Here is a 12,633-nt window from a genome sequence, read left to right as displayed (position 1 = left end):
ACAATAATTAGTTTTTAGTTAATTTCCGTATTTTTTATAATAAATAATTGTTTTTTATGAAAATATTAAATAGGTTTACGCCCTTAAACACAAACACACACATAATTCAAACACATATGAAGAAGTTTATTGCATTTATAGCAATTTTAACTATATTAACAAGCTGTGGCAATTCTAGCGACAAAGGAGAATTAGTTGGAGTTAAAGGTAAAAAATGGCATCCAGAAAAGCCTTTTGGAATGGTATTAATTCCCGGAGGTGCTTTTATTATGGGTAAATCAGATGACGATTTAGCAAATGTACAAGACGCTCCCACTAAAACTGTAACCGTTCGTTCTTTTTATATGGATGAAACTGAAATTACCAATAGCGAGTACCGTCAATTTGTTGAATGGGTAAAAGATTCTACCATAAGAGTTCGGTTGGCAGATTTAGCTGAGGAACAAGGATTAGAAAGTCAAGGTAAAGGAAAAACTAGTAAAACTGGGAGTATTGGAGACTATGCATACAATAATGCAGATCCATCAAAAAATCCAAAAGCTACCCCGTATGATAGGTATATGTTTGAAAAAAATTCATTAGATGTAGATGCTGTAAAAAAATTAAATCACAAAATAAAACTAATTAAAGCATCCAATAAGTATCCAGATGAATTTTATTCAGAGGTAATGGATTCAATGTATTTACCTGAGAAAGCATCTTATAACGGTTTGAAAACTATTGATGCCAATAAATTGGTTTTCCGTTATTCTTGGATGGATATTCAGGCTGCTGCGAAAGCTAAAAAAGGAACGCCTAGACAAAAATTTATCCGTCAAGCAAAGGATTCAATTTATCCTGACACCACAGTATGGGTTAAAGATTTTACTTATTCTTTCAATGAGCCTATGCACAATGATTATTTTTGGCACCAAGCCTATGCACAGTATCCTGTTGTAGGAGTTAACTGGAAGCAATCAAGAGCTTTTTGTGCTTGGAGAACCTTACAGAAAAACACCTACGTTAAAAGCAAAAAAGGAAGAGATCAAGTGAATTTATTCCGTTTACCATTAGAATCAGAATGGGAATATGCTGCTAGAGGTGGTTTGCAATCTGGTACTTACCCATGGGGAGGACCTTACACTAAAAACGACAGGGGTTGTTTCTTAGCAAACTTCAAGCCTAGTAGAGGTGATTATGCTGCAGATAATGCATTGTATACAGTAGAAGCCAAATCTTATGATCCTAACGGTTATGGTCTATACAATATGGCAGGAAACGTTTCGGAATGGACTGATGCTTCTTATGATGCAGCGGCTTATGAATTTGTTTCTTCAATAAATCCTTCAGTCCAAGATCTTAAAAATAAAAGAAAAGTAGTAAGAGGTGGTTCTTGGAAAGATGTAGCCTATTTCATGCAAGTAAGTACGAGAGATTTTGAATATGCAGACTCTGCTAGAAGTTATATTGGATTCAGAACGGTTCAAGATTATATGGGAACTCAAACAACAGGGAAATTAACAAAGAAAAAATAAATACAAACAATTAAACTAAACTAAACATTAACTAAACTAATTTTTTTATTATGGCATTATTAAGCAAAAAAGCAATGAACTTCGCATATGGTATGGGAGCTGCAGTAGTAATTATAGGAGCGTTGTTCAAAATAACACACATTGAATTCGGATTTATCACAGGGAATTTAATGTTAACAATTGGTCTTGTTACTGAGGCATTAATTTTTGGTTTGTCAGCATTTGAACCAGTTGATGATGAATTGGATTGGACATTAGTATATCCAGAATTAGCTGGCGGAATGGCAAGCAACAAAGCAGGGAAAAAAGAAGATGCTAAAGAAGCACAAGGTCTTTTGTCTCAAAAATTAGATGCTATGTTAAAAGAAGCTAAAATTGACGGTGAGTTAATGGTAAGTTTAGGGAACAGTATTAAAAACTTTGAAGCTGCAGCGAAAACTATTGCACCTTCAGCTGAATCATTGGCTTCAACTAAAAAATACAGCGAAGAATTAACTTTAGCTGCTTCTCAAATGGAGTCTATTAATGGATTGTACAAAATTCAACTAGAAACTTCTGCTAAAAACGCACAAATTAATGAAGAAGTTGTTGAAAACAACATAAAATTAAAAGATCAAATGCAATCGTTAACTTCAAACTTGTCCTCATTGAACAATGTTTATGGAGGTATGCTTTCTGCAATGAGTAACAAATAATAATTAGTTTTAAAACTATATTTAATAACAAATAAACTAATTAGAAAAGATGGCAGGAGGAAAATTAACCCCTAGACAGAAGATGATTAACCTAATGTACTTGGTTTTCATCGCGATGTTAGCATTAAATATGTCAAAAGAAGTATTAACAGCTTTTGGTATTTTGAATAATAAAATTGAAGGTTCAAACGCTATTACAGATACAAGAAATGAATCATCATTTCAACAATTAGCTCAAAAAGCTACTGACCAACCAGGTCAATATGGAGATAAAAAAGCAAAAGTTGATAAAATTAGAGCTGTATCTAAAGAGTTTTCAGATTATATAGAAGGTATAAAAACAGAAGTTACCAAAAAATTTCCTAAAGACAAAGAAGGAAATTATCCTTGTGAACAAATGGATAAAAGCGATGACATAGACAATATGTTTTATACTGGTGATAGAGAATCCAAAAAAGGTAAAGAATTTTTAGAAAAAATTCAAACCTATGCAGGTAAAATCAAAGCCATTGGTGGAAGTTCAATCGCTGATGTAGAAATGAAAAAAATCGAAAAAAGATTTGCTACAGAAGCAGTTTATTCTGAAAAAGCAGGCGCGAAATTACCTTGGTTAGATTATAACTACCACCATTTCCCACTTATTGCATCTGTTACTAAATTAACTCAATTGCAAGCTGATATTAAAGCTACAGAAAGCGATGTTATGACTGGAATGTTCCAATCTGACTTGGTTGCAGCAGCATCTTTAACTGCTTATCAACCAATAGTTGTTCCAGACAAAACAGTTTTCTTTCAAGGAGAAGCAGTTACTGGAAAAATTATATTAGGTAAATTTGACCCATCGTTAAAAGCTAAATCTGTAATTGTAAATGGAACTAGTGTTCAAGCTGAGGCTGGACAAGCTAAATTCTCATTTGGTGCAGGTGCAGTTGGAGAACATGATATTACTGGTTCTTTCAATTTTGATGAAAATGGCAAAGTAATCAGTTTACCAATTAAAGGGGGTTATGTTGTTGTTTCAAGACCAAATTCAGCTAACATATCTGCTGATAAAATGAATGTTGTTTACAGAGGATTACCTAATCCGATGACTATTTCATTTGCTGGTATTTCTGATGATAAAGTAAAGGCTTCAGCTACTGGTTTGACTAAAGGTGCTAAACCAGGCCAATACAATCTTAATCCAGGTTCTGGAAATGAAGTTACTGTAGCAGTTACCGCTTTACTTCCTGACGGAAAACCAGTTTCTGATAAAAAAGTATTCAGAATTAAAAATATACCAGGTCCAAAAGGAGCAATTGGAGGAGAAATGGAAGTTGTTAAGGGAGCTAAATCTCGTTTAGAAGTTTCTCAAATTTCAGCAAAATTACCAGACTTTTTATACGACCTTACTTTTCAAGTTACACAATTTACCTTTAAAGTTACCGGTACAGCTGCTGTTATTGTAAATGGTGACAGAGTTAATGCACAATGTAAAGCTGCTTTAGCAAGAGCCGGAAGAGGAGATCAAGTTGTAATTTCTGATATTAAAACAAAAATAGTTGGTGTAACTGCAAATATCGTAACAGGTAAAACGTCACCAGTAATTTACGAAATACAATAATATTTTAAGTTTGATGTTTTTTTTTAAACAACATAGAATTACATAAAGATGAATTGGAGAAATTTTTTACTAATTATTATTTTTACCGTGGGATGTTTTTCATCTTATTCGCAGTCGAATTTGCTTAATGCTAAGACTCCTGAGGATATTGGTAAGAAATCACCTTCACAATTGATTTCTGATAATGATAAACCATTAGCGTATGGTTATGTTCATGATAGAGATGTATTGATGGGGAAAACAACCTGGGAAATCATCGATTTAGATGAAAGAATTAATTTTCCTTTGTATTATCCAATCGATACCGCGAATATTGGTAAAGAAAGAAGATCTTTATTTGATGTTTTATTAAAAAATATTAAATCAGGGAAAATTAAAGAAGTATATACTGATAGTTATTTCAATACGAAAAAGTCGCTTAAAGACATGGCAACATCCTTTGCTTATACTGACACGCTTCAAGCAGGAATAGATGAAATAAACAATTACTTTGACGACTATAAGCCTAAGGTAGTTCCTGAAGTGGTTAAAAAAGACAAAAAAGGTAAAGTTATTTCTGTAACTCCTGCAACGACTATTCCTGCAACTAAAGTATTAGATCCTCAATACATTAACACACAGGTGTTAACAGCACAAGATGTAAGTGGCTATAAAATTAAAGGGTTTTGGTATTTTGATAAACGTCAAAGTGAATTGAAATACAGACTTTTAGGAATTTGTCCAGTAGCTCCAGAAGCGAAAGAAAGAAATGCAGAAAATCCTGATGTTATTGAATTGTTTTGGGTTTATTTCCCATCAATTCGAGATATTCTTCATGATGCAAAATCATTTAACAATAGAAATTCAGCAATGCCAATTGATTTTGACACCCTTTTAAACTCCAGAAAGTTTAATGGAGTTATATACCAGGAAGAAAATGTTCAAGGAGATAGAACTGTTGAAGACTACATGAAAGACAACGCTCAAATGCAATTATTAGAGTCGGATAGGATTAAAGATAAAATCCGTGACTTTGAGCAAGATATGTGGAGCTATTAAGTTTAAATAATAATTAAAAAAACTCTTATCGAAAGGTAAGAGTTTTTTTCTTTTAATTTAATTAACTATGTTAGATTATATAATCGTTGGTTCGGGACTCGCAGGAATTGCATTTGCTGAAAAAGCATTGCAAAAAGATAAGTCTCTATTGCTAATTGACAATAAATCTCAAAACTCGTCTAGAATAGCTGGAGGTTTGTATAATCCTGTTATTCTAAAGCGTTTTAGCGAAGTTTGGCAAGCACAAGAACAATTACAGCTTTTAGACGAATTCTATCAAGCATTGGAACTTAAATTAAATATTAAAGTAGATTATAAAATTCCAATCTTACGTAAATTTTTTTCTATTGAAGAGCAAAATAATTGGTTTGCTGCATCCGACAATAAAAATTTAGCCCCATTTTTATCTTTAGATTTGTTATCCACAAAATACAAAGGAATTCAATCGCCTTTTGATTATGGCCAAGTATTGCATACCGGATATGTCGATACGGCAACTTTATTAGATTCTTATACCGATTATCTGAAAGAAACTAAGCAATTATTGCAGGAAACATTTGATTATAATGCTTTGATAATTCAGAGTGATTGCATTGAATATAAAAACATAAAAGCCAAACATATTCTCTTCGCAGAGGGATTTGGTATGCATTCAAATCCTTATTTTAATCATTTGCCGCTTGACGGAACAAAAGGGGAATTATTTATTATAAGAGCACCCGATTTAGATTTGGATGTAATTATCAATACAAGCGTTTTTATTCTGCCATTAGGAAAGCATTTGTTCAAAGTTGGAGCAACATACAACTGGAAAGACAAAACAAATAGTCCAACAGAAGAAGGTAAATCGGAGTTATTATCTAGAATAAATGAGATTTTAGACTGCAAATTTGAAATTATTGAACACTTTGCAGGAGTTCGACCAACAGTCAGAGACAGAAAACCTCTTGTTGGAACGCATTCAAATCACGAAAGACTACACATTCTCAACGGACTTGGAACACGTGGCGTAATGCTCGCGCCTTCAATGGCAAAAGCATTATTCGAATCTATTGAAAATCAAAAGCCATTAGATAAAGAAATTGACATCAAAAGATTCATCAAAAAAAGTTGATTTATTGCTTAAAATCTTCATCATATGAAACAAACATATTGATGTAGATGTTCCTTGATAATCGAAGAACCAATGGAAAAGATAAAATAAGAGATGCAATAATTGAAATAAATGTGATTTTTAAACTGGCATGAAATAATACATAAGAAACAATAAATGCGGCAATTCCAATCGCAACATTCAATCCGTAACTCACATACATTGCACCATAAAAAAACGAAGGTTCAATTTGATATTTCAAACCACAATGACTGCAATTTTCATTCATTTTAAGAATTTTAGTCAAATGAAGCATATTTTTATCCAAATACATACTCTCATTCTGACATTTAGGACAACTTCCTGTTAAAATACTATTTAATTTGGATCCTTTTTTTAACATTTGCAAAAAATTTAATTTTCCGATTTTGAAAAGACAGTTCGGTATACAAATTTACACATACAATTATATAAAAATCATAATAAATGCTTAATATACACAATCTATCTGTTTCCTTTGGAGGTACTTATTTATTTGAAGAAGTGACCTTCCGTTTGGGTGCTGGAGACAGAGTTGGACTCGTTGGAAAAAATGGTGCAGGAAAGTCCACAATGTTGAAAATTTTAGCACGAGATTTTGCTCCTGATTCTGGTGTAATTTCTCAAGAAAAAGAAGTGAGAATGGGTTTTCTTCGTCAAGACATTGATTTTGAACAAGGAAGAACCGTTCTTGAAGAAGCGTATGAAGCATTTACAGATATTAAAATTGTAGAAAAAAAGCTGGAGCAAATTAATCATTTATTGGTTACAAGAACGGATTATGAAAGTGAAGAATACAGCCAAATCATCGAAGATTTATCAGATTATACACACCGTTTCGATTTATTAGGTGGTTATAATTATGTTGGTGATACCGAAAAAATCCTACTTGGATTAGGTTTCAAACGGGAAGTATTCAACAATCAAACGGAAACTTTTTCTGGAGGTTGGAGAATGCGAATCGAATTAGCCAAATTATTATTGCAAGCTAATGATGTTTTGCTATTAGATGAGCCAACGAATCACTTGGACATCGAAAGTATCATTTGGTTGGAAAGTTTCCTTAGAAATTATGTTGGTGTGGTCGTAATTGTATCGCACGATAAAATGTTTTTGGATAATGTAACGAACAGAACCATCGAAATTTCACTTGGAAAAGCGTATGATTTCAATAAGCCGTATTCTGAATATTTAGAATTGCGCCATGAAATTCGCGAAAAACAATTGGCAACACAAAAAAATCAAGCCAAGAAAATTGAAGAAACAGAACGATTAATCGAAAAATTTCGTGCCAAAGCTTCCAAAGCTTCTATGGCACAATCGCTCATCAAAAAACTCGATAAAGTAGAACGAATTGAAGTCGATGAAGACGATAATTCCGTTATGAATATTTCATTTCCAGTTTCAAAAGTACCAGGAAAAGTCGTTATTGAAGCCGAGAAAGTTACCAAAAGTTATGGCGATAATACCATTCTAAAAGACATCACTTTATTGGTTGAACGCGGAAGCAAAATTGCTTTCGTTGGTCAAAACGGACAAGGAAAATCTACTTTTATCAAAGCAATTGTCAACGAATTTGAATTTCAAGGAAGCATAAAACTAGGTCATAACGTTCAAGTTGGTTATTTTGCGCAAAATCAAGCAGAGTATTTAGATGGCGAAATTACCTTGTTGCAAACTATGGAAGATGCGGCAACCGACACCAATCGTTCCAAAGTTCGGGATATGTTAGGTTCGTTTTTATTTCGTGGCGACGATGTTGAAAAAAAGGTAAAAGTTCTCTCTGGAGGCGAGAGAAATCGTCTGGCGCTTTGCAAATTATTGTTGCAACCCATCAATGTTTTGGTTATGGATGAGCCTACAAATCACTTGGATATCAAGTCCAAAAACGTACTGAAAGCCGCTTTGCAAAAATACGAAGGGACGCTTTTACTCGTTTCTCACGACAGGGATTTCCTACAAGGGATGTCGAATTTGGTGTATGAATTCAAAGACCAAAAAATTAAGGAATATTTAGGTGATGTCAACTATTTCTTGGAGCAACGCAACTTGGAAAATATGCGAGAAGTCGAGAAAAAAGACGCCATAAAACAAGCAGCGCCAAAAGATAATAACAAAGCTTCCTACGAAGATCAGAAGAAAAATAAAGCGATTTACAATCGTTTGAGCAAAATTGAAACTCAAATCAAGCAATTGGAAAAAGACATTCAAAACGACGATAAAATGGTTGCTTCAAACTATGATAAACACGCTGAAAACGCTGCGTTTTTCATGGCATACAACAAAAAGAAAGCCGAATTAGAAAAGCTGCTTTTTGATTGGGAAGTGGCTCAGGAAGAAATCGATAATTTGTAGTTTTAAGAGCTAACTGCCTTACAAAATTGAGGTATAGGAAATTCCGCTCCAAGACATAAATTTCATTTATTTAAACGGATTTCGTTCCTTCCAAATCATTTCTGGCTCAAAATAACGGAAAAGTTTGGCAATAAATAAATTGATAAACCAATTACTGTGTTGCATTAATCCATACATTTTTTCTGGTTTGGCACCCACCGAACTTTTAATTTCTAATGCGGTTCTCGCAAATATAATTTGATTGAACCCTTTATTTATTGAATAGCCAATCATGTCGTAGAGCATATTCAAATACAGCATTTTCTCTCGTTGGCATTTTTCATCATAACCCAAAAAATAAGTATCAATATCGCTTCCATTCTTTATCAAAGTATTGAAACCAATCAAAGTTTCCCCATTAAAATAGCCGTAAAATAGGAATTTTTCTTTCAATGCATTTTTGAAAATTCCAAAATGATTTTCGGGTAAGAAAAAAGTATTGAAAGGTGCGTTTTTGGCAACATCCATATACAATTCAAAAATTCTGTTTTTATAATTTGAAATATCTTCTAATGATAATTTCCGTTTTGTAATTCCTTCCGCTTTTTTTCGTGCTCTTTTGTATTGGTCACGGTATTTTTTGTTCAAATTAATTGTATAATCTTCAAAAGAATTCCAATGTTTTTTTATCTCAAAAAGCATATTGGGTTGCGTAGAAAATTTAAAATAAGGGTTAAAATCTGGAAGGTCAAATAAAGAAATTTGCATTTCAGAGAAATCCTTAAAAATGATAAGATGAACTTTATTTCCCTGTATTTGAATTTGCATTTTAAGTTCTAGAACAGCACTATTTAAAGCAATCAAAACATCTGAAACTAGTACATTTTCTGAGAAGCAAAAAGCATTTTGCCCTGTTAAAGTATTATTGCCTACAACCAAAACATTGGAACTGAAATTTTTAAAAGCAAAATTTCTAATTATTGTTTTTAAGCAATGGTCTCTTTCGCCATAAGAACTCACGGCACTTAAATTGATGAACTGTGTCAAAGCTATTCCTACTAACTCTTCCATTTGAAACAAACCAATAAAATTACATTTCATGTTTTCTGGTGACGAAATCTCTAAAATGTGTAAATATTCCTTGGATAGAAAAACATTTTTAGCAGAAAACGCGTCCCAATTTGAGGGTAATTCTGAAGTAGAAGAATAGATTTTGTAGGTTATCGTTGTGTTCAAATGAATGGCAAATTAATAGTTGTCTAAAATACTATTTAAAGTTAAAGAAGAAAAAAATTCTGTAATTTTTAAATACTTTTATAATATTGGGGTTGAAAATTGAAATACGATTAAAAATAAAAAAGTAATTTTTATACCATAATTAGGCTAGACTAAAAAACGAGCTAAAATCTAGAATTGTTTCATGATATTAAAAAAATTGAAAATGCTACTTTGTCTTAGTGGATTTTGTTGTATAATTTGTTCGAGCATACTCAAATCTGTCAATTAATTTCGGCAAGCAATACCCATCTAAACCATTAATAGCTACAACATTTCCTTTATCTAGTTGTAACCATCCGTCATCACTTTTTAAATTTTCATCATAAAATAATGCTTCAATAGACCCAATAACATGAATTGTGTCGTTTTCTTTAATATAATACTCATTAACATATTTGCAATACAATTGAACGGGACTTCCTTTTACAAAAGGTACAACTATCTCTTTTTTATATTCTTCCTCAAGATTCGTTTTTTCAAATTCGGAAACTTCAACTTCATAATTAGCGGAAGTGTGATGGGCATCAAAAATCATATTTGAAGTAATGTGATTGACTGTAAAAAAACCAATATCTTTCAAATTTTTATAGGTGTCTTTAGGAACAGCAGTGGGGCGAACTATAAAGCTAATGAGTGCCGGATTACTTCCAAGGTGAGTGACGCTGCTAAAAACAGCTACATTTGAAATGCCGTTTTTTGAAATTGTTGCAATTAAATTAGCCGATTTATAACCCGTACAAGAATTGATGATGTTGAGACGCTCTATTTTTTCCATCTTAGAGATATCGTTTCGAGTAATTTGATTCATAAATTTTATTTTAAAAAATACTTTTAATTAATTTAACAGTAAATTTAAACACAAAATGTCGCTTTTTCAATTATTTCTTTACTTTTTTTGGATGTACTAATTTTAATTCTTCAATCAAGTTATTTGCACCGGCATATTTATCAATTATGAATAAAACATATCGAATATCAACCATAACATTTCTGCAAATGCTCGGATCGTAGTAAATATCACTCATCGTTCCTTCCCAAACTCTATCAAAATTCAACCCAATTAGGTTTCCATTTGCATCAATTGCTGGACTACCAGAATTTCCACCAGTAGTATGATTGGTTCCAATAAAACAAACAGGCATTTTTCCGTTTTCACCGTATTGACCGTAATCCTTTTTTCTATATAAGTCAATCAGCTTCGCTGGAACATCAAATTCATAATCACCAGGAATGTATTTTTCCATCGCGCCATCTAAATAGGTTACAGGCGTATATAAGGTCGCGTCTTTTGGAGCGTATCCTTTCACTTTTCCATAAGTAACTCTCAAAGTGCTATTGGCGTCAGGGAAAATTCTCGCACCTTTATTTAATTCCAATTGCGCTTTCATATAGGTACGTTGCAAAGCAGTAATTCTCAAATTGATTTCGTCATATTTAGGAGCAACCTCTTTCAGATATGTATCAGCCATATTTTTAATTAAAAGAAATCCTTTGTCCGAATTTAAGTTGGCTAAAACCGTTTTTGAATCGCCAGAAAGGAATGTTTTAAGCCCATCATAAGCAACTAATTTAGATTGTCCGTAAATTTCTGTTGCTAAATCCGCAGCGTTTACATTCGATAAAGTAGAAGGCAAAAATTCCTTGGGTACTTTTGTAGTATATAAATTAATCAATTGCTCAAAGACCTTTTTATCTACATTTGGATTGAAATCTTTATAGAAATCGCCCAAACCAGTCACTAAATTATTTTTTCTATCGGTAAAAGCTTGTTCCCCTTTCGTATTGTAAACTTGCTCTAATTGATACAATTTATAGCCAATGCTCAATAATTCTGTATTTCTTAAAGCCACTTCCGAAAAATAATCTCTTGCCAAAGCATAAGGTGCAATTTCATTATAATTCTTTTCAAAATCAGAAAGTAAATTTCCGTATTCTGATTGTTTTCCTGCTTTTACAACTTTTTCCTGAAAGGCAATTTCTTGTTTTCTTTTTATTGCAACAGCATCCGATTTTTTCAATCCTTGAGTTTCCCCAATCCATTTCTTCCAATAATTAGCAATACTTGCATATTTAGAAGCATATTGAATTTTGATGGCATTGTCTTTTCTCATAAATCCATCGGCAACTTTCAAGGCGTGATCCCGAATTTCGATTTTTACAGGATTCAATTCGTTTACAATTTGCGCAATCGCAACAGCGGGTAAATACTCATTTGTTTTTCCTGGATAACCAAAAACTAACGTGAAATCGTCTTCTTTTACACCATCTAATGAAACAGGTAAAAAGTGTTTTGGAGTATAAGGAACGTTATCTTTTGAATAACTTGCAGGACGATTATTTTTGTCGGCATAGATTCTAAACAACGAAAAATCCCCAGTATGTCTCGGCCAAACCCAGTTATCAGTATCAGAACCAAATTTTCCAATTGCTGATGGTGGTGCGCCAACCAATCGAATGTCTTTGAATGTTTCCGTTATAAAAAGCATGTATTGATTGCCTTCATAAAACGTTCTGATTTTGTTTTCCTGCCAACTTTCCTTTGGCAATGAAGCACTCAAAGCAGTAATATTATCTTGAATTTTCTTTTGTTTTTCTGATTCAGAAGTCAAACTTGCGGTGCCTTCCAAAACTTTTGTAGTTACATCTTCAATTTTCACGATGAAAGTCACCACCATATCTTCATTTGGTAGTTCGTCTGTCATTTTATAAGCCCAAAAACCATTGGTTAAATAATCGTGATCTACAGAAGAATGATTTTGAATGGCATCAAATCCGCAGTGATGATTGGTTAATAATAAGCCTTTCGGCGAAATTACTTCTGAGGTACAACCACCATTAAAATGTGGAACGGCATCTTTTAAACTTGATTTATTTACCGAATAAATATCAGCGGCGGTCATTTTCATTCCCAAATTTTTCATCTCTTTTTCGTTCATTCCTTGCAATAAAGATGGAATCCACATTCCGCCTTGTTGCGCTTGCAGTTGAACAACAAATAATAATAGGAGTAATTTTAAATGTTTCATTTTTTTGTTTTTA

General features: G+C 32.7%; 10 protein-coding genes. 6 read left to right on the top strand and 4 right to left on the bottom strand.

All coding sequences use genetic code 11. The features are described 5' to 3' along the window. Nucleotides 1-116: 116 nt before the first annotated feature. The 5 genes from porK (at nt 117) to AC9UEH_RS06335 (ending at nt 5,964) form a co-directional block, all read left to right on the top strand. The gene (porK, locus tag AC9UEH_RS06355; protein WP_509529738.1) at nt 117-1,514 is read left to right on the top strand and encodes a T9SS ring complex lipoprotein PorK/GldK; all 1,398 of its coding nucleotides are present in this window, start codon (nt 117-119) and stop codon (nt 1,512-1,514) included. Nucleotides 1,515-1,564: 50 nt separating this feature from the next. Next, nucleotides 1,565-2,209 (top strand): type IX secretion system motor protein PorL/GldL, encoded by a 645-nt coding sequence (gene porL, locus AC9UEH_RS06350; protein ID WP_509529737.1) that lies wholly within the window; start codon nt 1,565-1,567, stop codon nt 2,207-2,209. A gap of 49 nt (nt 2,210-2,258) precedes the next feature. Then, nucleotides 2,259-3,812 carry a type IX secretion system motor protein PorM/GldM gene (gene porM, locus AC9UEH_RS06345; protein WP_509529734.1) on the top strand — a complete coding sequence of 518 codons (1,554 nt, stop codon included), beginning with the start codon at nt 2,259-2,261 and terminating at the stop codon, nt 3,810-3,812. Nucleotides 3,813-3,860: 48 nt separating this feature from the next. Further along, entirely contained in the window at nt 3,861-4,850 is a 990-nt protein-coding gene (gene porN / locus AC9UEH_RS06340) for a type IX secretion system ring subunit PorN/GldN (RefSeq protein WP_509529732.1), read from the top strand. A gap of 67 nt (nt 4,851-4,917) precedes the next feature. After that, a complete protein-coding gene (locus AC9UEH_RS06335) occupies nt 4,918-5,964 on the top strand; it encodes an NAD(P)/FAD-dependent oxidoreductase (RefSeq protein ID WP_509529729.1) in 1,047 nt (348 codons plus the stop codon). A 1-nt stretch (nt 5,965) separates the two neighbouring features. On the opposite strand, the gene AC9UEH_RS06330 is transcribed toward AC9UEH_RS06335, so the two are convergent. Beyond that, nucleotides 5,966-6,346, bottom strand: coding sequence for a DUF983 domain-containing protein (locus AC9UEH_RS06330; protein WP_509529727.1), 381 nt, complete (start codon nt 6,344-6,346; stop codon nt 5,966-5,968). 83 nt (nt 6,347-6,429) lie between these two features. Here AC9UEH_RS06330 and AC9UEH_RS06325 point away from each other — a divergent pair, with 83 nt between their 5' ends. Further along, a complete protein-coding gene (locus AC9UEH_RS06325; RefSeq protein WP_509529724.1) occupies nt 6,430-8,337 on the top strand; it encodes an ABC-F family ATP-binding cassette domain-containing protein in 1,908 nt (635 codons plus the stop codon). 66 nt (nt 8,338-8,403) lie between these two features. Here the strand turns inward: AC9UEH_RS06325 and AC9UEH_RS06320 are convergent, their stop codons facing one another. The 3 genes from AC9UEH_RS06320 to AC9UEH_RS06310 all read right to left on the bottom strand — a co-directional run bounded on the left by AC9UEH_RS06320 (nt 8,404) and on the right by AC9UEH_RS06310 (nt 12,620). Continuing rightward, on the bottom strand, nt 8,404-9,552 hold the full coding sequence (locus AC9UEH_RS06320) for an 8-amino-7-oxononanoate synthase (protein ID WP_509529721.1): 1,149 nt from the start codon (nt 9,550-9,552) through the stop codon (nt 8,404-8,406). Nucleotides 9,553-9,760: 208 nt separating this feature from the next. After that, nucleotides 9,761-10,402: a flavin reductase family protein gene (locus AC9UEH_RS06315; protein ID WP_509529719.1), complete on the bottom strand. Its 642-nt coding sequence runs from the start codon at nt 10,400-10,402 to the stop codon at nt 9,761-9,763. A 70-nt stretch (nt 10,403-10,472) separates the two neighbouring features. After that, nucleotides 10,473-12,620, bottom strand: coding sequence for a S46 family peptidase (locus AC9UEH_RS06310; protein WP_509529717.1), 2,148 nt, complete (start codon nt 12,618-12,620; stop codon nt 10,473-10,475). Between the last annotated feature and the right edge of the window lie 13 nt (nt 12,621-12,633).

The organism is Flavobacterium sp. (assembly GCF_040402835.1).
In the GTDB taxonomy this organism is placed as follows: Bacteria; Bacteroidota; Bacteroidia; order Flavobacteriales; family Flavobacteriaceae; genus Flavobacterium.
This window is presented reverse-complemented; position numbering and strand designations above follow the sequence as displayed.